The organism is Vibrio sp. PBL-C16, assembly GCF_034321865.1.
In the GTDB taxonomy this organism is placed as follows: Bacteria; Pseudomonadota; Gammaproteobacteria; order Enterobacterales; family Vibrionaceae; genus Vibrio; species Vibrio alginolyticus.
In genome coordinates this window covers 1,327,624-1,347,602 of sequence record NZ_JAXLNY010000001.1, presented here as the reverse complement: position 1 = coordinate 1,347,602, position 19,979 = coordinate 1,327,624, and the positions used below count along the sequence as shown (strand labels likewise).

At 44.7% G+C, this 19,979-nt stretch carries 22 protein-coding genes; 11 read left to right on the top strand and 11 right to left on the bottom strand.

From position 1 onward, the window contains the following. Nucleotides 1-124: 124 nt before the first annotated feature. Nucleotides 125-982: an alpha/beta hydrolase gene (locus UQW94_RS05770; RefSeq protein WP_017633823.1), complete on the bottom strand. Its 858-nt coding sequence runs from the start codon at nucleotides 980-982 to the stop codon at nucleotides 125-127. 128 nt (nucleotides 983-1,110) lie between these two features. Beyond that, nucleotides 1,111-1,701, bottom strand: a complete 591-nt coding sequence (locus tag UQW94_RS05765; protein ID WP_047102492.1) for a TetR/AcrR family transcriptional regulator — start codon at nucleotides 1,699-1,701, stop codon at nucleotides 1,111-1,113. Nucleotides 1,702-1,951: 250 nt separating this feature from the next. On the opposite strand from UQW94_RS05765, the gene UQW94_RS05760 reads away from it, so the two are divergent. Together UQW94_RS05760 and nhaD are read left to right on the top strand one after the other, a co-directional pair. After that, complete coding sequence (locus UQW94_RS05760; RefSeq protein ID WP_322142080.1) at nucleotides 1,952-2,977, top strand: acyltransferase; 1,026 nt, start codon at nucleotides 1,952-1,954, stop codon at nucleotides 2,975-2,977. 420 nt (nucleotides 2,978-3,397) lie between these two features. Beyond that, nucleotides 3,398-4,828 carry a sodium:proton antiporter NhaD gene (gene nhaD / locus UQW94_RS05755; RefSeq protein ID WP_054576508.1) on the top strand — a complete coding sequence of 477 codons (1,431 nt, stop codon included), beginning with the start codon at nucleotides 3,398-3,400 and terminating at the stop codon, nucleotides 4,826-4,828. A gap of 37 nt (nucleotides 4,829-4,865) precedes the next feature. Here the strand turns inward: nhaD and UQW94_RS05750 are convergent, their stop codons facing one another. Continuing rightward, nucleotides 4,866-5,261, bottom strand: a complete 396-nt coding sequence (locus UQW94_RS05750) for a GFA family protein (RefSeq protein ID WP_033907219.1) — start codon at nucleotides 5,259-5,261, stop codon at nucleotides 4,866-4,868. 201 nt (nucleotides 5,262-5,462) lie between these two features. Between UQW94_RS05750 and UQW94_RS05745 the strand changes: the two genes are divergently transcribed. Continuing rightward, entirely contained in the window at nucleotides 5,463-6,071 is a 609-nt protein-coding gene (locus UQW94_RS05745; protein ID WP_005374427.1) for a YitT family protein, read from the top strand. 72 nt (nucleotides 6,072-6,143) lie between these two features. Here UQW94_RS05745 and UQW94_RS05740 read toward each other — a convergent pair whose 3' ends face one another. The 3 genes from UQW94_RS05740 to UQW94_RS05730 all read right to left on the bottom strand — a co-directional run bounded on the left by UQW94_RS05740 (nucleotide 6,144) and on the right by UQW94_RS05730 (nucleotide 8,909). Then, nucleotides 6,144-6,962 carry a hypothetical protein gene (locus UQW94_RS05740; RefSeq protein ID WP_322142079.1) on the bottom strand — a complete coding sequence of 273 codons (819 nt, stop codon included), beginning with the start codon at nucleotides 6,960-6,962 and terminating at the stop codon, nucleotides 6,144-6,146. A gap of 100 nt (nucleotides 6,963-7,062) precedes the next feature. After that, nucleotides 7,063-7,545, bottom strand: a complete 483-nt coding sequence (locus tag UQW94_RS05735; protein ID WP_005374431.1) for a methylated-DNA--[protein]-cysteine S-methyltransferase — start codon at nucleotides 7,543-7,545, stop codon at nucleotides 7,063-7,065. Next, a complete protein-coding gene (locus UQW94_RS05730; RefSeq protein ID WP_065275580.1) occupies nucleotides 7,542-8,909 on the bottom strand; it encodes an AlkA N-terminal domain-containing protein in 1,368 nt (455 codons plus the stop codon). The genes UQW94_RS05735 and UQW94_RS05730 overlap by 4 nt, the downstream gene beginning before the upstream one ends. A 194-nt stretch (nucleotides 8,910-9,103) precedes the next feature. On the opposite strand from UQW94_RS05730, the gene UQW94_RS05725 reads away from it, so the two are divergent. The 3 genes from UQW94_RS05725 (at nucleotide 9,104) to UQW94_RS05715 (ending at nucleotide 10,781) form a co-directional block, all read left to right on the top strand. Continuing rightward, nucleotides 9,104-9,307, top strand: coding sequence for a hypothetical protein (locus UQW94_RS05725; RefSeq protein ID WP_017633816.1), 204 nt, complete (start codon nucleotides 9,104-9,106; stop codon nucleotides 9,305-9,307). Between the two features lie 325 nt (nucleotides 9,308-9,632). Next, nucleotides 9,633-10,076: a DoxX family protein gene (locus UQW94_RS05720; RefSeq protein WP_005374434.1), complete on the top strand. Its 444-nt coding sequence runs from the start codon at nucleotides 9,633-9,635 to the stop codon at nucleotides 10,074-10,076. 9 nt (nucleotides 10,077-10,085) lie between these two features. Further along, entirely contained in the window at nucleotides 10,086-10,781 is a 696-nt protein-coding gene (locus UQW94_RS05715) for a pirin family protein (RefSeq protein WP_017821043.1), read from the top strand. 81 nt (nucleotides 10,782-10,862) lie between these two features. Here UQW94_RS05715 and UQW94_RS05710 read toward each other — a convergent pair whose 3' ends face one another. Continuing rightward, the gene (locus UQW94_RS05710; protein WP_005374436.1) at nucleotides 10,863-11,756 is read right to left on the bottom strand and encodes a LysR family transcriptional regulator; all 894 of its coding nucleotides are present in this window, start codon (nucleotides 11,754-11,756) and stop codon (nucleotides 10,863-10,865) included. A gap of 149 nt (nucleotides 11,757-11,905) precedes the next feature. On the opposite strand from UQW94_RS05710, the gene UQW94_RS05705 reads away from it, so the two are divergent. Next, a complete protein-coding gene (locus UQW94_RS05705) occupies nucleotides 11,906-12,259 on the top strand; it encodes a DUF413 domain-containing protein (protein ID WP_005374439.1) in 354 nt (117 codons plus the stop codon). A gap of 147 nt (nucleotides 12,260-12,406) precedes the next feature. On the opposite strand, the gene UQW94_RS05700 is transcribed toward UQW94_RS05705, so the two are convergent. Continuing rightward, nucleotides 12,407-12,658 (bottom strand): DUF3081 domain-containing protein, encoded by a 252-nt coding sequence (locus tag UQW94_RS05700; RefSeq protein ID WP_005374440.1) that lies wholly within the window; start codon nucleotides 12,656-12,658, stop codon nucleotides 12,407-12,409. A 374-nt stretch (nucleotides 12,659-13,032) separates the two neighbouring features. On the opposite strand from UQW94_RS05700, the gene nagB reads away from it, so the two are divergent. Continuing rightward, nucleotides 13,033-13,833 (top strand): glucosamine-6-phosphate deaminase, encoded by an 801-nt coding sequence (gene nagB, locus UQW94_RS05695; RefSeq protein WP_005374441.1) that lies wholly within the window; start codon nucleotides 13,033-13,035, stop codon nucleotides 13,831-13,833. Nucleotides 13,834-13,923: 90 nt separating this feature from the next. On the opposite strand, the gene UQW94_RS05690 is transcribed toward nagB, so the two are convergent. Both UQW94_RS05690 and gltS (UQW94_RS05685) read right to left on the bottom strand, forming a co-directional pair. Next, a complete protein-coding gene (locus UQW94_RS05690; RefSeq protein WP_005374442.1) occupies nucleotides 13,924-14,790 on the bottom strand; it encodes a hypothetical protein in 867 nt (288 codons plus the stop codon). A gap of 154 nt (nucleotides 14,791-14,944) precedes the next feature. After that, nucleotides 14,945-16,171 (bottom strand): sodium/glutamate symporter, encoded by a 1,227-nt coding sequence (gltS, locus tag UQW94_RS05685; RefSeq protein WP_025768732.1) that lies wholly within the window; start codon nucleotides 16,169-16,171, stop codon nucleotides 14,945-14,947. Between the two features lie 413 nt (nucleotides 16,172-16,584). On the opposite strand from gltS (UQW94_RS05685), the gene UQW94_RS05680 reads away from it, so the two are divergent. Genes UQW94_RS05680 through UQW94_RS05670 form a run of 3 tightly spaced genes read left to right on the top strand, consistent with a single transcriptional unit; the run spans nucleotide 16,585 to nucleotide 18,640 of the window. Then, nucleotides 16,585-16,956, top strand: coding sequence for a GntR family transcriptional regulator (locus UQW94_RS05680; protein ID WP_005374444.1), 372 nt, complete (start codon nucleotides 16,585-16,587; stop codon nucleotides 16,954-16,956). Beyond that, on the top strand, nucleotides 16,953-17,810 hold the full coding sequence (locus UQW94_RS05675; RefSeq protein ID WP_322142078.1) for an ABC transporter ATP-binding protein: 858 nt from the start codon (nucleotides 16,953-16,955) through the stop codon (nucleotides 17,808-17,810). The genes UQW94_RS05680 and UQW94_RS05675 overlap by 4 nt, the downstream gene beginning before the upstream one ends. After that, nucleotides 17,810-18,640 carry a hypothetical protein gene (locus UQW94_RS05670; RefSeq protein ID WP_213966445.1) on the top strand — a complete coding sequence of 277 codons (831 nt, stop codon included), beginning with the start codon at nucleotides 17,810-17,812 and terminating at the stop codon, nucleotides 18,638-18,640. The genes UQW94_RS05675 and UQW94_RS05670 overlap by 1 nt, the downstream gene beginning before the upstream one ends. Before the next feature lie 101 nt (nucleotides 18,641-18,741). On the opposite strand, the gene gltS (UQW94_RS05665) is transcribed toward UQW94_RS05670, so the two are convergent. Then, entirely contained in the window at nucleotides 18,742-19,977 is a 1,236-nt protein-coding gene (gene gltS / locus UQW94_RS05665) for a sodium/glutamate symporter (RefSeq protein WP_005374448.1), read from the bottom strand. Between the last annotated feature and the right edge of the window lie 2 nt (nucleotides 19,978-19,979).

Here is a 19,979-nt window from a genome sequence, read left to right as displayed (position 1 = left end):
CGGCTGTCCTTTTTGGATTTAACCTCTTAACGAGGAGAGCAACACCAGAGACGAAAAAATCTGAGGTGTTACTTTCAAATCGAATTAGCGCAAAACGGAGCGAGTCAATCAGTAAAAGTAAGGGTTACCAAGCACTATCGAGCAAACGGTCAAAACTACTGAAGACTTGCTCACACTTCATCACTCGACCATGCCCCTGACCTTGTGTTGTCACTAACTCAACGTTTTTAATCTCTTCAGCCGCTTTTGCCGAGACACTGTATTTGGTGAACTTGTCTTGCTCATCATGAATAATAATGGTGTGAGACGGACGCTCAGACAAACGCTTCATCGGATCAATGGACTGTAACGGATAGCCAAATTGGTCTTCAACTTCTGAAACCACAGCATTAAAAAGCTTCATCGAGTAACCGGAACGCGCAATGCTACCGAATAAGTTCTCTACGTAATTTAATACCGGAGCAATAAGCAGCAAAGGCTTGTTTTCTAATTTACTGTGCCTACACTCAAGAGCAGAAGCGGTGCCCATGCTGTGCCCAACTAGGCCAACAATATCCTCGACCGTATCCAACACATCTTCTAATCCTCTGACAAACCCCGGAATGTGCCCATACTGCCCCTCACTCTCACCATGTGCCGGATGATCGTACGCCAAAGCAGTAAACCCTTTCGACGCAATATGTTCCATCAGTGGATAAAACTGACTTGCCGTTCCAGACCAACCATGAGTTAGCACCCAAATAGGTCCAGAGCCCAAAGTATAGGTTTTGATGATGCCTGCATGCCCTTTAATTTCACCTTTGATAAGCCCTTGAGGCTCAATATTTTTAGGTTGCGTACGAGCAGGTGTCAGAAGAAGCTTGCGCGCGGTCTTCTTTGCATGTGACGGGGCCAGTGTATGGTGTAACCGAGTACTAATGTTCACCAAACTGCGCTTAATACTGAAACGTTGCGATGTATTAAAGTAAATTTTTTCACTCATAATCATGTCCTTAACTATCAGCTTTGCACAAAATAGAACGGTCGTGCTTTTTACGCTGATAAGAAAGAGCGAACTCAGCCGCTCTTTGTGATTTTATGTCTACGAATCTGGGAAGCGAATAACCGATATTAGCCTTTCCAGCGAGAAAATAAGTTGTCGATCCCTTGCCAAAACAGACGCAAGCTTTCTTGCTCACCTTTAATTGAGTAAAAAACATGCGCACTCAAATAGAGACCGTACAAATCAAACGTTGCTTGGCGTGTATCTAAGTCTGCTGCAAATTCTTGCTTCTCTTTGCCTTTCGTTATTTGGATCTCCAAATAGCTCAGCCAAGTGTCTATGGATTTACGCAGCCCGGCCTGAAGCGGGCAATCTTTATCTGCCGTATCATTCCAAGCGTCAAGAAACATACAACTTCCTTGGAATGCGTGATTCCAAGTCATCCAAGAGTCGAGCAACCCTCGAATTTTACGCTCGATATTGCCATCCCCGAGTTCTCGAGCAGGCTCAATAACCCGATCAGCGAACACTTTATTGGCGTGATCAAGCACCGATAGCTGTAAATTCAACTTCGAATTAAAGTGGGCAAACAGACCACTTTTCGACATACCGCATTGCTTGGCTAACTCTCCAATCGTAAGACTTTCTAATCCGTCTTCGCTGGCGATCTCAAAAGCCCGCTGCAGAATAAACTCTTTTGTCACTTTTCCTTTTTGCATAGTCTTATTTTTAGCACGATCGTTCTTTTTTGCAATCTCGAGTTAACTGGTCTAACCATTATTCAGTGCTATTTTCGACTCACGAATCAGGTATTGATTGCGTTAATAGGTTAATAATTAAGAAGTTTGAAGTAAGTCTTAATTTTCAAAACAGCTTCAATGTAAGCGCAAGTCTGTTGACTTTTTCACGTATTACTTCAGTAACAACCTGCTATTTTCACCTAAGTTTTTTACTTAGGTAAACAATGTAATGGCAAAGAAACAAAAAATAGCCAGCTTAGAGTTTGCACGTATCATTGCGATGCTTGCGATTGTGGGTTTGCATTGCCAGATGGCGTTGACGTACTGGCAGTGGGATGGGATACCATGGGTTGGCTATATGCTCAACCAACTGGCTCGTTTTGCTGTTCCGTTGTTCTTTCTCATCTCGGGTTATCTAATCCAGCCGAAGTTGAGTCACTCACCTATTGATACTCTTAAGAACTACGCCAAACCGTTAATGAAGGTTTGGCTCATTTGGAGCATGATCAGTTTACTGATGCCATTCCAATGGCAGACGGTCGCTGAGGCTTGGTATCTCGCCGAAAGGCAAGGTTATTGGGGGTACTTAATGTCAACCCCGATCAATTCACTCATCGAAGGCGGACTCGTTCATCTGTGGTTTATTCCGGCTCTGGTCATTGCCGTAGCGTTAATTGCCTTTCTCGTGCATATCAATATGGCGCAACTGATACTGCCAACCGCAGTATTGCTATACATATACGGGGTCTTTGCTGGCAGTTACGCGACCATTACCGACCTGCCAGCGCCTTTCTTTACTCGTAACGGGCCTTTTTTCAGCACGTTGCTAGTTGCTCTAGGTTATTTCGCACGAGAAGCGCAGTGGCGGTGGTCGAGAAACAATACGGTTCGATGCATTATTCTTGGCATGGCACTGCATTTTGGTGAAGCTTACTGGCTGATGCAACATGACATCGCTTTCAACTCGCACGACTTCCTATTCGGTACCGTTATCTGGGCTGTAGGTGTCTTTATGTGGCTTTTGGCTCACCCTCATTTTGGCGACATGCCTTGGGTCTTCAAACTATCTCCTTGCGTGTTAGGAATATATGTTAGCCATCTGCTTATCATAATTGTCATGATGAATGTCGCTGAATTTATCGGGCTGCAACACCTCGCGAAAGATGTGTTTATCTATCCCGCAACGATTGTTGCAACCATACTGCTTGTGAAAGCAATTGATGCTTCACCGTTGAAAAAATGGCTCCTACGCTAAATGCATTCAGCTCTAGATATAGCTAGCTTTAACTCAAAAGGGTTAGAGCTAGCCAGTTAAAAATGAGATTTCTCTCTCACTGACCAATTTTTGACTTTCTAATCCTTCAGAATTTGCTTTCACTCACAAAAAACATTGTTCATTTCCTTTAAATTGGCTCGACTATTACAACATTGCTCATTAAACGGAGGCTGTATGTGGGCAGGTCAAGGACTCGTTCCTTTTTTAGAGATTAGTCACTGGTTAACTTACGGTTTATATGCCGCTGCGGTTTTATTCGGCGCAGCAAGCATTGCGTCACTCAGAAAATAGTGGCGCACACTATCATTTCCTAACTCCTACTGTTAATTCGAGCTCTCTCACAACTAACTCATTCATTTGTGGCTAATATTTCTCCAACCAGACAAAGGAGAAATGTCTATGCCGATCTATCCAATTGTGGCTTTCTGCTGTTTGTTGTTCTCTAGCGCCACCTTTGCTGCATCAACCAATGAACTGAATCTTGTTAATTCTGGTGTCGGTTACGCGGCTCTGATTATCTTTTCGTTCGCTTACATACTGGTTATGTTGGAAGAGTATCTGAAAATGAGAAAATCCAAGCCTGTGCTGCTCGCTGCAGGGTTAATTTGGATTCTGATTGGCTACACCTTTGCTCAGCACAACCAGCCTGAAATCGCCAAATCCGCACTAGAACACAACTTGTTGGAATATGCCGAGTTGCTGCTGTTTTTGCTCGTGGCGATGACTTACATCAACGCAATGGAAGAACGCAAACTCTTCGATGCCTTACAGGCGTGGATGGTTGGTAAAGGTTTTGGATTCAAAAAGTTGTTCTGGCTGACGGGGTTTCTCGCTTTTGTCATTTCACCGATTGCCGATAACTTAACTACGGCCCTTTTGATGTGCGCTGTAGTGATGAAAGTCTCTGGTGATAATCCTAAGTTCGTCAATCTTGCTTGTATCAACATTGTTATCGCAGCCAACGCTGGCGGTGCATTCAGCCCATTTGGTGATATTACAACCCTGATGGTGTGGCAGGCCGGTCATGTCAGCTTTGCTGAGTTCATTCCGTTGTTTGTACCGTCATTGGTGAACTACTTGGTTCCCGCATTTTTGATGTCACTTTTTGTTCCAAACACAAAACCGAATACGATTCACCAACACGTTGAGCTAAAACGCGGGGCAAGGCGTATTGTCGCGTTGTTCATTTTGACGATTGCCACCGCAGTCTCTTTCCATGCTGTGCTGCACTTCCCACCCGTTATGGGCATGATGATGGGCTTGGCGTACTTACAGTTTTTCGGATATTTTTTGCGCCAAACTCTCAAACACTCACTCGCAAAAAAAGCAGCTATGGCAATTGCCAATGGCGATGATCAGGCATTGAAGCGCTTAGGCTCAGTGGTTCCGTTTGATGTGTTTCATCGTGTGTCTCGAGCCGAATGGGACACCTTGTTGTTCTTCTACGGTGTTGTAATGTGTGTTGGCGGTTTAAGTTTACTTGGCTACCTCGAACTGGTTTCAAACGTCATGTACACGCAATGGAACCCAGTCTGGGCAAACGTAATGGTTGGTGTCCTATCTGCAATCGTCGATAACATTCCGGTTATGTTTGCTGTACTGACCATGGAACCAAGCATGTCGATGGGCAACTGGCTACTGGTCACATTAACCGCAGGTGTCGGTGGCAGTTTGCTTTCCATTGGCTCCGCGGCAGGCGTCGCTTTAATGGGAGCCGCGCGTGGACAATACACCTTCTTTGGCCACCTAAAGTGGGCTCCCGTCATCGCCTTGGGTTATGCCGCCAGTATTGCGGTACACTTGTGGATGAATAGCGGCTTATTTACTTAAAAACACCGATAATCAGGCACTTAAATCGCAATATAACCTAGCGGTCAGATGGATGGTTAACGCCATCCATCACTTCAATCGCTCCCAACTCATATGGGTTGACGCCCTCTAAGCAGCCGACATTATAGCCATACTCACTCGGGTCAGAACGACGCTGATGGTGCGTATAAATACCGCACTCGCCACAGAAAAAGTGCTTCGCAGTGTGTGTATTAAATTGATACTGCTTCAAGACTTCTTCGCCTTGCACAATACGAATACCGTTCAAAGGTACAGACGCGACAATCGCGCCACGACGTCGACACATAGAACAGTCACACCGTCTCGGCTTCTCAATACCATTGGGTAACGCCAGTTCCAGCTCAACTTTTCCACAGTGACAACTCAGTCGATGTAATGTGCTGATTTGGGTGTTGCCAACTTTCTTAATCATAACTTTTCCTTGTTGTTTTTCTATCTGTGTACATTATGTTAAACAGGTTAATATCATCATAATCTCGTCCAAAAACTCGACATCCATCACTTTTCGCGACATTTTATTGGCCGATTTGTTAGTTGCTATTTTGGCGACTGTCTATCGCGTCCGTGAGACGTGTTGTCTCCGGCGCGTTTTTTAAACCAAGGAAATTAATTTATGGACAAAGATCATAGCCTAAGAGAGAACCTCTTGGCTCTGACGCTCGGCAGTGCGTTGGTGTCACTTGGGGTGATATTTTTTAGCAAAGTAGGATTGCTCACTGGTGGTACGGCTGGTTTGGCGATCTTCCTAACCAAAGTGAGTGACTTCAGTTTTGGTCAGATATTTTTCGCTCTTAACCTCCCTTTTTATATTTTATCTGTGATGCGCATGGGTTGGCGCTTCACTATCAATACCTTTATTGCGGTTTCGATTGTCTCTTTTGCGGTCGATCATCTGCATCATGTGATTGAGATTTCACGAATCGAACCTTTCTATGCGGCACTTTTGGGTGGTGGGCTGATTGGAATCGGTATGTTGGTAATTTTCCGTCACAAAATGAGTTTGGGTGGCTTTAACATTCTTGCGTTGTACCTTCAGGAACGTTTTGGAGTTCGAGCGGGTAAAGTTCAAATGGCGTTAGATTGTGCCATCGTGGTGATGTCACTGTTCATTGTAGATGTGCACCTTATCGCTCTATCTGTTCTCGGTGCCATCGCAACAAACTTGATTTTGGCGATGAACCATAAACCAGGACGATACCAAGCAAAAGCGCAAGCAGCATAATCATCGCTGCATAGTCAACAACCCTAAAGCCCCCAGCCAGTCGCTCGGGGCTTTTTTCATTCAACGCTAAGATCACGTCAACGAGCTCGTTTTGCAGTGCTGCTGCATCTCTTCATCCAATTTAGCTTTATATTTCTGGCTAAGATGGAAGTGTACTTGCATCAACAAGTCATGTGCGTGGAACAGCTCAAACGCGTCGCTACCATTTTGCTGACAAATAGCCTCACAGCGCTCAGCATGCACTTTGGCTTCTTGCGGTTTATCCGCTTTAAGCAAGCTCATCGCTAAGCGATACTCTGCGCGCTCTTCTTGCATCCAACCCCCTGCCACTTTCCAATAGTCTAGCGCGAGTGTTGCTGCTTCTAACATCTTCGATTTTTCCATGCACGTGCGCTCAGCCAGCGCTTCGTACTGACATGCTAAGTTGTTTGCAGTGATCGCGATAGCGCGCGCTAATGGCCCTTCTGCATCGTTCGGCGTCATTCCTAACGCTGCCTTCACCAACCATTGACTCGCCAGTTCAAGCTGAACAAGTGCAGAAAGTTCATTCGAAATCAAAGCGTAAACTCGGCGTTGCTCTTGCTCTTCCAATGATTCCATATTGTCAGTGCCATCTACGAAATAGCGCGCAACGGCAATACTGCGTTGAAATGCCAAACTCTCGGCAACCTTGCGTTCATCAAAGTGCTCTAAACAAGTAAGAAACTGTTCTGGGCACTGGAGATGCCCAATAGCGGTATGCAGCATCAATGCGAATATTCGCTCGATTTGGGTAACATCTTCCACCTCGCTCATAGCCGTTTCTAACTGAGCATAAATTTGTTCGGGATTTTCCTCGTGATGCTGCCAACACTCACTCATGAAGGCATCAAAATCCGTTTTGAAAGGCATGTCCTTATTGTCCTTTTTCTGTTCGTATAACGAATATGAAACTCTACACTATCGTTCCCCCTGTGTAGCACGCTTAATCCCAATATGAGAATCGCCTCACTTAAAGCGGTGTACCTTGCTCCAACGCGAGCAAACGTTGCTTGCGCTCCACTCCACCTGCATACCCAGTCAGTTTTCCGCTTTTGCCAATAACGCGATGACAAGGCACCACGATAGAAATCGGATTCTTCCCATTTGCTAACCCAACAGCACGCACAGCTTTAGGGTTACCTATCGCATTCGCGAGATCTTGATAGCTCCACGTTTCCCCATATGGAATGGTCGTTAGTGCCTGCCAAACTTGATTTTGAAAATCAGTGCCTGTCGCAGCAAGGGGCAAGTCGAATTCGTTGCGCAGACCAGCAAAGTATTCATCCAGTTGGGTGACAGCTTGGCGCAAGACCGGATGCTGCTCGTCTCGCACCCCCAGCTCACTCGGCTTAGTGGTGCATGTTTCAAACCAAATGCCAAGTAAGCCCTCAGCGTTCGATTGGATAGTCACCGTTCCTAGTGGACTCGGCATTTCGGTATAAAATGTTTTCATGATTGATTCCATAAGTGAAACGTCGCGTAGCTTCCCCAAGGGGCCGCAGTGTGCGTATTCAGTGATGGGTAACGCTGCATCGCCTTTTTCACCACTAAGTCTTTATCTAGAAAGCAATCGGGTTGAGATTGCCCTCGCAGTTGAGCATAACTGACGGTCCAAGGTCCAATGCCTTTCAAAGCTAGCCACTGCTGGGGGTCAGCTTCTGAGTTGTCCTGCATAAACTGGGCGAAGCGCACTAGCGTCTCTTTACGGCTTTGCGGCATGCGCAAAAAGCTCACGTCGGCGTTCGCAATATCACTGGGAGTCGGGAAACAACGTTTTTCTGACTCTCCACTAAGTGTGGCCACCAATAAGTTAAGTTGACCAATCGCAGCTTTAACCGACACTTGCTGGCCTAAAATAGCTCTAACCCCTGCTTCCCATGCATTCCATACACCAGGAATACGAATACCTTTACTCGACACGAGCCCAGGCGCGACATACTCCAAATGCTGCTCAACAGTACAAATATCAGCGTCAAGATCGAACATACGACGAATGTCAGACACCAAGTTTTGCAGCTTCGTTACGTCTTCAATTTCAAACGCCAGTTCTAAGTATCCTTCACCTTTTGTCGCTTTAAACCAGGCTTTGCTGTCATCCAAAAAAACGTTGCGCTGATAACTCTCATCACTCACCAGCTCAACTCCCTCAACCGCTCGCAAACGATAGAAGTCCAACATGTGCGACCAATTCAACTCACCTCGATAAGGTAAGGCAATTCGATTGCAACCCGCACCATCAAACTCTTTACGGCGTACTTGAGAAGGCGTTAGTTTGAGAAACTTTTGAAAAGCATCGTTAAAGCGGCGCGTACTGTTAAAACCTGACGCAAACCCCACGTCGGTGACCGACATAGAGCTGGAGTGAAGCAACTGTTTGGCGAACATTAATTGCTGATATTGCGCATACTGCTTGGGTGACATACCTAAATACTGCTCAAACAACATACGTAAGTAACGGTCAGAAATCCCAACACGCTCAGCCAACTCAGACACCGAATGGTGATGCAACTCCCCTCTATCAATTAACGAAATCGCTCGTTGAAAGGTCGTCTCGACACCTTTCCATGCCCAAGATCCAGGCGCGCTATCAGGTCGACAGCGTAAACACGGACGATACCCTGCTTGAAGGGCTTGCGTCTTATCAGCGAAATACTCAACATTTTCTTCTTTAGGCAAATTTGCCGGGCAAATCGGACGACAAAAGATTCCCGTTGTTTTTACCGCCACATAAAATCGCCCATCAAAACGACTGTCTCGCGCGACTCGCGCCTTGTGACACTGCTCGAAGGTCAGTGAGGTATGGGGGTGAATAAACATAGTGCTTTCCTTGCTCATGCCTTTTGTCATTTATTGTTCATAGGCATCGTTCAATATAGTGTTATTGTAGCTTGCTTAAGCGCCCACAATTAGCCATTTTCGGAACTCAATATTGAGATTTATTGGCATTAGCGCTTTTGTACACTAAAGTTAGATCCAGAACATCACAACAACGTCGGCTAAAGGGAATTGGCATGGACTTACATACTTGCGTAATTGTATTAAGAAACCAAAAGGTTATTACCAGTAAATCCGTAGATCATTCTATTGGAATTATCGAACGAGACTCAGATAACGAGATCTCAGAAATTCAGATTAATGCGACGGATGGACGTAATATTCGAACTTATCACTACAACAATGTAGAGGAGTCATTAGAGAGCTTAATGAACCTCTGACGGTTTTCTTTAACACACCTTTCTCCCTTGTTAAAAGCGAAAGCAATAGAGCACAGTACATGTGCTCTTTTTTTGTTTAACAGAAAAAATGTTTATCGAAAATAATGACAGACCTTGATTTAAAACAGACAATAATCTGCAAATAAACACTCGAATATAAAAATCAAGGCATTGATTTAAATAAATAAAAACCAACTATTCAATTTTTTAGAACGAGTTTATCAAAATCCTCCCGTTATTTTTATGTTCGCCTCTACCTAAACTGTTCTCAACAGCACGGGAGCACACGCTTCCCACTCATTGAAAAGAGTCAGAGGACAGAATCATGAAAGCACTATTACAGAAAATTACCACGTCAAACGCAGGTTACAGCGCACTATCACTTCGCGTTCCAATCGGCATTATCTTTATGGCGCACGGCGCACAAAAACTATTTGGCTGGTTTGGTGGCTACGGGCTAGAAGGCACAGGTCAGTGGATGGCATCTATCGGTTTAGGTCCTGGCGTGCTCATGGCGTTACTTGCGGGCAGCGCAGAGTTCTTTGGCGGCTTGTTCATTTTACTTGGTCTGCTAACTCGACCAGCAGCGGTTGCTTTGGCGTTCACGATGGTGGTAGCGATATTCTCTGTCCACTTTGAAAATGGCCTATTCATGGCAAACAACGGTTACGAGTTTGGCTTAGCATTACTGGCAGCAAGCGTTTCTCTGGCGTTCTCTGGCGCAGGTAAAGCAGCGTTAGATAACTTTTTAAACAAAAAGCTCTCTTAAGGAGGCCTTATGATTACGGTAAGACATGCAGCAGACCGAGGTCGAGCAAACTTTGGCTGGCTTGATAGCAAACATACGTTTTCTTTTGGTAGCTACTACGATCCTCAACATATGGGCTTTTCTGAGCTGAGAGTCATTAATGACGATGTAGTCAAGCCTGGCGCGGGTTTTGATACACATGGCCACCGTGATATGGAGATCATCAGCTATGTGTTGGAAGGTGTTATCGCACACAAAGACAGTGAAGGTAACGTCAAAACACTACCTGCAGGTGAATTCCAACTCATGTCGGCAGGGAAAGGGATTTACCACAGTGAGTACAATGCATCGAACCAAGATACGCTGCGGTTTCTACAGATTTGGATTCAACCGAACACATTTGGAACCAAACCAGGTTATCAGCAAAAAGATTTTGGTCGCAATCCTGGGTTAACGACTATCGCAACTCCAACTGGAGAAAACGGCACGCTACTTATTAAGCAAGATGCGACTTTGCATCAGTTAATTCTTGAGCCAAGTAGCGAACTAAACTTTGAGATTGAGTCGGGCCGAAATCTATTCATCCATCAAGTGACTGGGAGCCTTAGTGTCGACAATACCACTTTGACGGCTGGCGACGGCGCGAAGGTTGAACACCAGAGTAAGGTTGTTTTGCGCAATACATCAAACGAAAGCACAACAGCCCTGTTGTTTGACTTACCATAACTATCGATTCATCGAGATAAAAACAAAGCCGCCTTGATTTCTCAAGGCGGCTTTTTCGTTTTTCTGACTTTTCATTCAACGCTATTCGTCGGAAGTGCCAGAACCAATTTGCTGAAAACTGTAAGCGGTCAGTGGATCGATCTCTTTGACAATTTCTTCCACTTGCTTAATCGCGTCTACAGACGAGCTAGCTTTACGATAGCTCAAATAGATAGGGCGACACCAATCTTCTACTCCAGACACCTTGTGAAGCTGCCCATTAGCGATAAATGGCTCCACGAGAGAGATTGGTAAGTACGCGGCTCCACCCTTCTCTAAAATAAAGTCCAATGCGATACGCGCTGTTGAAGTGCGTAAATATGGAGCCGGAATCTTAGGGTGACGCTCAGAATGCTCTGAGGAGAAACGCGTCCCCCAGTCAACGTACACATATTTGTTTTCGAAAACGGTGTCTAAAGAATCTTTCTCAGTTGATACCAGAACGAGAACAACATCCGCCACTTTTTTACAGTTAAGCTCATCAGCTTTGATCTGATCGAACGCAAATGCCATATCTAACGTGCGCTCTAGCAAGCTACGACTGAGCATCTCACGTCCCATCACTTCTGCCATGAAGCCATAACCACCAAACGAATCTGTGACGACACTTAAACAATTCTGTAAATAAGCGTCCCAAATGTTTGGCGTGCCACCTAACGTTAGTTGCAGCGCTTTGCCATCTTCAAGCGATAATTCTAGCTTCGCTTGTTGCAATGTAGTGACCATTACCTCGGCATAGCTGATTAAGCGCTCACCTGCAGAGGTCAACTTTATGTTATTTCGATCACGAATAAACAATTGCGTATCGAAGTAACTTTCCAACTGTTTGATACGTGCGCTCACAGCGGCTTGGGTAATATAAAGGTTCTCAGCAGCACGTCCGAAGTGACGAACTCTTGCCAGCTCTAAAAATGTTCGAAAGACTTTTACATCCATAAACCATCTCCTGGTTAATATAAAACCAGATTAACAACTAATTAAAATCATGACGACAAAAAAGTTTTGTTTTTCTTTTGTTAGATTTAAGCCTAATTTTCGCCGTAAGTTCACTACATTCATCAATAACGGTTACAGAGGCTGTTGACATGTCTGACACTGAATTCCGTCATGGCAAAAAACGTTTTTACGATAACGTAAAATTCCCACGCGGCTTTGCAAAGTCTGGCGATTTTACTCTTTCAGAAGAGGAAATCCTAACAATTTATGGGGATACAATGCTTGGCTTAGAGTCAGGCGAATTAACACCTGAAAACAGCGAAGAGAAACACTTCATCAAGGTGTTAGAAAACCCGGGCAAAGCAAAAACAAAACTTGAGCGTACGTGGCTAAAGTACACCCAACTTGCTCGTGGTCGCAAGCGCTTCCATACGCTAAATGGTCGTAACAAGCCTGACGCCACAGAAGAATACATTGAAGAGAGTTTGGTTGAAGACGATTAATAACCAATAACCTAGTTCTCGCCTTTTTCTAGCAGTAGGCGAAAGCTCGTTTGACTTTACTGAGCGAGCAATACAAGCTCATTTCTTCTCCTAAAGCCCAAGGGGGCATTCTCCCAAGGGCTTTTTTAATATTTGGGTGATGACCGTTTACTTGGCGAGCGTCGCAATCTTTTTCAGAAAGCTCTCTTTCAAATGCTCTTGGTCATATTCCAAGTGATAGGTGTTGTGGAAGCCAATTTTTAGCTCAACACCATTTCCTCTCAAGAAAACGTTGTACCCATCGTAGTCAGAAAACGCTTCTACACCTTCATACATTTTACCAAATTCGGTTGGCGTACCGTTGTTCATCACACATTCGTAAGCCTGTAGTACTTTGCTCGGATCTAACTCATTTTTCATACCGAATTCCTCACTGGTTTACACATTTCAATTATGGTTAAAGAATGAGCGCCATGCCATATCTAACCCATAATATTTGAAGTTCGTGTGCGATTTCGCACTCTGTAGGTTGTTAAAAAACAAGGTTAAGTGCGAAGGCAGAACTTAATTTAGATCATAAATTTTATCTATTGATTCGTCAGTTTCATAATGCAATTTCTTTGTAAAAAATCGTCTTATAAAAGCATTTAGATATAAAAATCGTCGACAAAACCAACATTGGTTAAAGAAAAAGCAAAATTTTGACCTAAAACAATAGCAGTTCGCCATTACTTATTTTATAATGCGAATTAATGTTTCAGTACATCGTCAATTCCAATAACTAGGGGCACAAAATGAGACTTATCCCGTTAACTCGAGCAGCACAAGTAGGTAAGTGGGCAGCTGCGCATATCGCTAAGCGTATCAACGACTTTAAACCTACTGCTGAGCGTCCATTCGTTCTGGGTCTACCAACTGGTGGCACTCCTCTAGCAACCTACAAAGCCCTAATCGAGCTTTACCAAGCCGGCGAAGTCAGCTTCAAAAACGTCGTGACTTTTAACATGGATGAGTACATTGGCATCCCTGCGGATCACCCAGAATCTTACCGCTCGTTCATGTACAACAACTTCTTTAATCACATTGATATTCAAGAAGAAAATATCAACCTACTGAACGGTAACACAGACGATCACGACGCAGAATGTAAGCGTTACGAAGACAAAATTAAGTCTTACGGCAAGATCAACCTGTTCATGGGCGGCGTGGGTAACGACGGTCACATCGCGTTCAACGAGCCAGCGTCATCTCTTTCTTCTCGTACTCGCATCAAGACCCTCACTGAAGACACTCGCATTGCGAACTCTCGCTTCTTTGACGGCGATATCAACCAAGTGCCTAAATACGCGCTGACTATCGGTGTTGGTACGCTTCTAGACTCAGAAGAAGTGATGATCTTGGTCACTGGCCATAACAAAGCTCAGGCACTTGAAGCAGCCGTGGAAGGTTGTGTAAACCACCTATGGACAGTTTCTGCTCTTCAACTTCACCCTAAAGCGGTGATCGTATGCGACGAACCAGCTCAACAAGAACTGAAAGTGAAGACAGTGAAGTACTTCTCTGAGCTAGAAGCAGAAAACATCAAAGGCTTTTAACCCATAGGATGGCAGCCTAGAAACACACTAAAAATACAAAACCCGTGTTGAACACGGGTTTTTTCTTATCTGAACAGCGGGCTTAAGTCGTCAATAAGCTTTAATACCAAACTGACGAAGACGCTTAGGAAGCACTTCATCCAACTTGTCTAGTTCACTCGGTTCGACTTCGATAAGGTTGAAATGATGCTGCTCATAAACAGTACGAATGGTCTCACGGTCGGCCTGAGCCATCTCCCCATCGTCACTTCCCCAAAATTGCAAATAGACTTTACCGCCTGGTAAGTAAAAATCGCTAGTGACATCTTGGTCAATCGGCAACTGACGCTCATAAGCGTGCACAACACCAGCCAAGTACAGCCAGTTGTCGATGAGCAACTCCCCCTTAGAGCGCACGTAATGCCCATCTAATGTTCGGTGCTTGGCTTCAAATTTTTGGCGAAAGCTTGAGTACGATTTATCCGTAGAATGTGACTCCGCGTCTTGCCCTAAAAACTCAATGACAGACTGCTTAAGACGCTTGTTACGCAGCACCACATCGTGCCATACGACAAAGGTATTTTGTGTTTCTTTATCGGTTCTTTGCTGTCCACCAGCGCGCACACCAGCTTCAGTGACACTCCATCCCTCTTCGGATTTGGTCAACCAACCCAGTTCACTCAAAAGCTGATTCATGCGCTTCGCATTCAATTTCAGCTTTTCACCCAGTTGTGTCGCGCTCAATGTTTTCCCTGAGCTGGGAGTCAGCTCAATATGTAAGTTGGTCGGCCAGACGATGAACTGGCCAAATTTAGGGTGATCCACATACTCACCGCCAAACTTTGCCCCTTCTTCGGTCAAAATCCACTTTTCATCTTGGCGAACGATGTAGCCTGCACGTTTGAGATCGGCAAACAGCAGCTTAGCTTCTACCTTGCGCATTTTCGCTAATGCCGACGTCGATATTTTTTCAGACATGTGGGTACCTCATGCTGCTGCAAAATTGAACACTATGTCGTCATAGTAACGCATTGATTTCACGGCTTGAAGTCAGGCAAACAAGATTTCGTGTTACAAATAGCAAAGCCAGCGTATAGGTGCTGGCTTTGTTATTTCGGTAAAAAAGCGAATGTTACTTAATAAAAGCGATGCATCCTTGCAAAATCACTAAATTCACAATATCGATGAAGAATGCACCGACAATTGGAACCACCATAAATGCTTGTGGTGATGGACCATATCGACTCACGATGGAGCCCATATTCATGACCGCAGTCGGTGTAGCACCTAACCCAAAACCGCAGTGTCCGCTAGCGATCACCGCCGCATCGTAGTTGCCTCCCATCATGCGGAATGTTACGTAGTAAGTGAACATCGCCAACACTGCCGACTGAATAGCAAGAATAATAAGGAATGGGATCGCAAGATCGAAAATATTCCACAATTTCAAACTCATCAAGGCCATGGCAAGAAATAGAGATAGTGCAACCGTGCCAAGAATATCAACGGTTTCTAAATCAACCTTGCGCGCCTTCGTCACTTCCATGATGTTAGTGATAACAACACCAATAAACAGCGCATAAACAAAATCGGGAATCATTAACCACTTGATGTCAAAACTGCTTACCCAACTCTCGAGATACTTCGCGCCTGTCACGCAAAGTAGAATGATGGACAAGCTTTCAACGACTCTTTTCGCTGTGACACGATCTTCCTCATGTTCGTTGTACGTCACCAGTTCAGGGAAACTCTGATGACTTTGATTGGTGCGTCCGTATTCCGATTCCAAGTTGTGTTTGTTTAGTAGCTTTTGTGCAACAGGGCTGCCAATAATCCCACCCATCACCAAGCCAAATGTAGCAGAAGCCATTGCCACCTCTAGAACATTATGCAAACCATACATTTCTTGAAAAGTTTGCGACCACGCAGCTCCAGTTCCATGTCCGCCAGAAAGCGTAATGGATCCGGCGATCAACCCCATGAGTGGATCTAACCCCAACGCTGTTGCTAAGGACACGCCGACCGCATTTTGGATAAGAATGTAGACCGATGCCACAACTAGGAAGATGAAAACCTTCGCACCGCCTTTAATCAGTTGGGTGTAATTTGCCGCTAAGCCAACGGTTGCAAAAAACATCAGCATAAAGACGTTTTGAAGTGGTAAATCAAAGGAAACATCCACACCGTTTAAGTGCATCGTCGTGATGACGCAAGCGACCACTAGACCACCAACAATTGGCTCTGGAATATTAAATTTTTTTAAGGTTGGTAACTTGGTATTGATGAACTGCCCTAAAAACAACACGCAAATTGCGACGAGGAACGACTCCTGTGGGCCGATAGATATTACCTGATTCATGAGACCTCTTTACTCTACTCTTTCTCATTCATTGAGCACGCGCTCAACGTGAGATAGGTGCCTAAGCCAGTCAGATTGCCTCTCGAAACTTTTGTTTTCTAGGCCTCTTTGACCATTGATTCTCATCAAGTAAGAAATAGGCAGACCTAAAATTATGCTAATTATCATTCAGTGAGAATATTCATTTAGAACAGGCGATAAGTGTATTGATGGGAAGAGAAAAACAACACTTCTCAACTTATGAGAAGCAATTAATTTCCATATTAAACAAAACCTCAAAACAACGACCACATAGGTGGATATTTAGAGCGAATGAGACAGGCGGATACACTAGGTTTTAAATTATTACTTTCTCTCTAATGCACTAGGTGTTATACATATATATAACACCATCTCAACCAAGAGATTCACTCATGACTAATTGGCATGATCGCCAACCGATATTTCGACAGTTGGCAGACCAGATCACGCAGCAAATACTGCAAGGTGTCTGGCAAGAAGGCGATGCTCTGCCCTCCGTCCGTAGCATCTCTGCAGATATGAAAATTAACCACCTCACCGTTATGAAAGGCTATCAATTGCTTGTTGATGACGGGCTAGTGGAGAAAAAACGCGGTCAAGGTATGTTTGTCGCTTCAGGAGCAAAGCTCAAATTACTCGCAGACGAGAAGGCACGTTTTCTTCAGCAACAAATTCCGCAGATAGCCGACACAATACAGCGTCTGGATATGTCACTCGACGAATTCATTCAACAACTAAAACCACACTTGAAAGGTGACCAATGAGCGCATTAGTCAGTGTAAACAACGTATCCAAGCAATATCAGCAACAAGGAGAAGCACTGCATGAAGTGAGTTTCGACCTACATGCAGGACAAGTACTTGGCTTACTCGGCCATAATGGCGCAGGTAAATCAACGCTTATTAATGCCCTACTCGGTGCACATGAATATCAGGGCACTATTCGTATCAACGGATTTGAACCCATTATGCAACGCGACAAGATAATGCAGAGCTTATCCTACATCTCGGATGTCAACGTTCTGCCAGATTGGATGACCGTTGCTCAACTGCTTAACTATACCGAGGGCGTGCATCCAGGGTTCAATCGCGCCCAAGCAGATACGCTACTTCGTCAAACGGACATCAAACCTCGTGCGCGCATCAAATCTTTATCCAAAGGGATGAAGGTGCAATTACACCTCGCGATTGTGATCGCGACCAACACCCAAATCCTCATATTGGATGAACCGACACTCGGGTTAGATCTCGTGTATCGCGAGACGTTTTATCGTCACTTATTGGAATGGTTTCACGACGGCGAGCGCGTGTTGATCATCGCCAGTCATGAAGTATCAGAGATTGAGCACTTGCTGACAGATGTTCTGATTCTTAAGCATGGTCGCCCCGTTCTGCAAACCTCGATGGACAGTATCAGTGAAGACTATTTCATTCTTGAAGCCAACGACGAGCACCGCACACAAATTGAAGCGATGAACCCACTCTCGTCACAAAAAGGCCTCGGTTCAACGAAATGGTTCCTCAAAGCCCAGTATGCCCAACAAGCAGAAACAATGGGTTCCATCCATGGGGTGAAGTTAGCGGATCTATTTTTAGCATTGCAGAAGGAGGCAGCGTAATGCGTTCAGTTGTCGCGATGTTGCAAAAAGAGTGGTTAGAAAACCCTCTTGTTTTACGTATTCCACTGTTTGTGTTGGCGTGTGGAGTTATTCTCTTTGTGAGTTTAATGAGTAACGATACTCTACAACACAATATGTTTTTCCAAATGAGCTTTGGTGGCGATGTCAGTGACATTCACAAAGAGCTTGGTGATGACGTCAATATGTTGATTACCGGAGGAGCAGGGCTGCTGTCTATCTTGTTAGCCGTTCAGTACTTCCCAAGAACGCTACGCAAAGAACGGGCGGAAGGCAGCATTATGTTTTGGCGCAGTATGCCTGTCAGTGACATAAAAACCCATTTAGTGAAGCTAGGGTTTGGCTTATTGGTGATTCCGCTCGTCTGCTCGGTGCTCGTACTCGCTGCAAATTTAATGTTGTGGTTGCTGAACATCTCTACTGATCACCAATTGGCTTTATTGTACCGCCAAGCCTCGTTAGGTTACGTGCTGCTGCATTGGGGAGAGTTTTTAATCAGAATGTTGTTCGCCGGTATTCTGCTGTTACCGCTGGCATTAACTGCGATGGCTATTTCACAAAAAGTGAACTCACCACTGGTCATTTTGTTTATCGCCATTTATGCGCTACGTTGGATGCCTATCGCACTTTTTGGTTACTACGGGCTAGATCACTTTTTCTCCGAAGTGCTTTACCTTCCGCTGCACGCCATTATTACACCAAACCCATTCAATACCATTCCTCAAGCGGGTTGGTTAAACGTTGGCATTTACGCCTTCATTGGTATTCTTGGTTGGACAGCTAGCCTCAAGTTCAGCCGAACCATTCAATAATCCGTCGTCCGATAAACGGCCAAAATCGAGCCATAAAAAAACGGTCACAACCTGTGTTGTGACCGTTTTTATTTCGACCTTAGGAGATCATGAACTTAAATTTAACCAAGGAATGAAATGTAACCTTGTAAAATGATTAAGTTAACGATGTCGATAAAGAAAGCCCCCACAATTGGCACCACCATAAATGCCTGCGGCGACGGGCCAAATCGGTTAACGATCGAACCCATGTTCATTACGGCTGTTGGGGTTGCACCCAAGCCAAAACCGCAGTGCCCCCCTGCAATAACCGCAGCATCGTAGTTGCTTCCCATCACTTTGAACGTAACATAGTACGTAAAGATAGCTAAGACGACAGACTGCACAGCTAAAATAACCAAGAATGGAATCGCTAGATCAAAGATATTCCATAACTTCAAGCTCATCAGAGCCATCGCTAGGAACAGAGATAGCGATACCGTACCTAACATATCGACCGTTTCGGCATCTAACTTACGAATCTTGGTCACTTCCAAGAAATTCGTAATGATCACACCAATAAATAGCGCATATACGAAGTCTGGAATCATCAGCCATGAGATTTCATACGTGCTTACCCATTGCTCGACATACTTGGCCCCAGTAACACAGATCAGTAGGAAGAAGAGTTTCTCAACCACTTTTTTCGCCGTTACTTTATCTTCTTCGTATTCATTGTAAGTCACCAACTCCGGGAACTTCTCGTGAGTTTTGGCATCTCGACCACCACGACCATACTCAGACTCTATGCTGTTCTTTTCGACCAGGCGCTGCGCTACAGGGCTACCAATGATACCGCCGATGATCAAACCAAAAGTCGCTGATGCCATTGCAATTTCTAAGACGTTATCCAATCCATACACGTCTTGAAAGGTTTGTGACCACGCAGCACCTGTACCATGACCACCTGACAGAGTAATCGAGCCAGCAATTAACCCCATCAAAGGATCTAAACCGAGCGCCGCCGCGAGTGAAACGCCAACGCCGTTTTGTATGATGATGTAAAACGATGCGACAGCTAAGAAGATAAAAACCTTCGCACCTCCTTTCATCAACTGAGTGTAATTTGCGGCCAAACCAACTGTCGCAAAAAACATTAACATAAACGTATTTTGTAATGGCAAGTCGAACTCTAAATCGATGCCGTTGAAATGAAGAGCAGTAATCATGCAGGCCACAATAAGGCCACCTACAATCGGCTCAGGTATGTTGAATTTCTTTAAAATCGGTAGCTTAGCATTAATAAAATGCCCCAGGAAAAGCACACTAATTGCGACCAAGAAGGACTCCAGTGCACCTACAGATATTAAATGATTCATAT

What these genes read in the sequence shown, in the direction of transcription:
- nagB (WP_005374441.1), top strand. Translation starts at nt 13,033, where the DNA reads ATGAGACTTATCCCGTTAACTCGAGCAGCACAAGTAGGTAAGTGGGCA.
- UQW94_RS05765 (WP_047102492.1), bottom strand. Translation starts at nt 1,701, where the DNA reads ATGCAAAAAGGAAAAGTGACAAAAGAGTTTATTCTGCAGCGGGCTTTT.
- gltS (WP_005374448.1), bottom strand. Translation starts at nt 19,977, where the DNA reads ATGAATCATTTAATATCTGTAGGTGCACTGGAGTCCTTCTTGGTCGCA.
- UQW94_RS05705 (WP_005374439.1), top strand. Translation starts at nt 11,906, where the DNA reads ATGTCTGACACTGAATTCCGTCATGGCAAAAAACGTTTTTACGATAAC.
- UQW94_RS05720 (WP_005374434.1), top strand. Translation starts at nt 9,633, where the DNA reads ATGAAAGCACTATTACAGAAAATTACCACGTCAAACGCAGGTTACAGC.
- UQW94_RS05715 (WP_017821043.1), top strand. Translation starts at nt 10,086, where the DNA reads ATGATTACGGTAAGACATGCAGCAGACCGAGGTCGAGCAAACTTTGGC.
- UQW94_RS05690 (WP_005374442.1), bottom strand. Translation starts at nt 14,790, where the DNA reads ATGTCTGAAAAAATATCGACGTCGGCATTAGCGAAAATGCGCAAGGTA.
- UQW94_RS05760 (WP_322142080.1), top strand. Translation starts at nt 1,952, where the DNA reads ATGGCAAAGAAACAAAAAATAGCCAGCTTAGAGTTTGCACGTATCATT.
- UQW94_RS05730 (WP_065275580.1), bottom strand. Translation starts at nt 8,909, where the DNA reads ATGTTTATTCACCCCCATACCTCACTGACCTTCGAGCAGTGTCACAAG.
- UQW94_RS05680 (WP_005374444.1), top strand. Translation starts at nt 16,585, where the DNA reads ATGACTAATTGGCATGATCGCCAACCGATATTTCGACAGTTGGCAGAC.
- UQW94_RS05750 (WP_033907219.1), bottom strand. Translation starts at nt 5,261, where the DNA reads ATGATTAAGAAAGTTGGCAACACCCAAATCAGCACATTACATCGACTG.
- UQW94_RS05735 (WP_005374431.1), bottom strand. Translation starts at nt 7,545, where the DNA reads ATGAAAACATTTTATACCGAAATGCCGAGTCCACTAGGAACGGTGACT.
- UQW94_RS05770 (WP_017633823.1), bottom strand. Translation starts at nt 982, where the DNA reads ATGAGTGAAAAAATTTACTTTAATACATCGCAACGTTTCAGTATTAAG.
- UQW94_RS05725 (WP_017633816.1), top strand. Translation starts at nt 9,104, where the DNA reads ATGGACTTACATACTTGCGTAATTGTATTAAGAAACCAAAAGGTTATT.
- UQW94_RS05670 (WP_213966445.1), top strand. Translation starts at nt 17,810, where the DNA reads ATGCGTTCAGTTGTCGCGATGTTGCAAAAAGAGTGGTTAGAAAACCCT.
- UQW94_RS05745 (WP_005374427.1), top strand. Translation starts at nt 5,463, where the DNA reads ATGGACAAAGATCATAGCCTAAGAGAGAACCTCTTGGCTCTGACGCTC.
- UQW94_RS05710 (WP_005374436.1), bottom strand. Translation starts at nt 11,756, where the DNA reads ATGGATGTAAAAGTCTTTCGAACATTTTTAGAGCTGGCAAGAGTTCGT.
- UQW94_RS05700 (WP_005374440.1), bottom strand. Translation starts at nt 12,658, where the DNA reads ATGAAAAATGAGTTAGATCCGAGCAAAGTACTACAGGCTTACGAATGT.
- nhaD (WP_054576508.1), top strand. Translation starts at nt 3,398, where the DNA reads ATGCCGATCTATCCAATTGTGGCTTTCTGCTGTTTGTTGTTCTCTAGC.
- UQW94_RS05740 (WP_322142079.1), bottom strand. Translation starts at nt 6,962, where the DNA reads ATGCCTTTCAAAACGGATTTTGATGCCTTCATGAGTGAGTGTTGGCAG.
- gltS (WP_025768732.1), bottom strand. Translation starts at nt 16,171, where the DNA reads ATGAATCAGGTAATATCTATCGGCCCACAGGAGTCGTTCCTCGTCGCA.
- UQW94_RS05675 (WP_322142078.1), top strand. Translation starts at nt 16,953, where the DNA reads ATGAGCGCATTAGTCAGTGTAAACAACGTATCCAAGCAATATCAGCAA.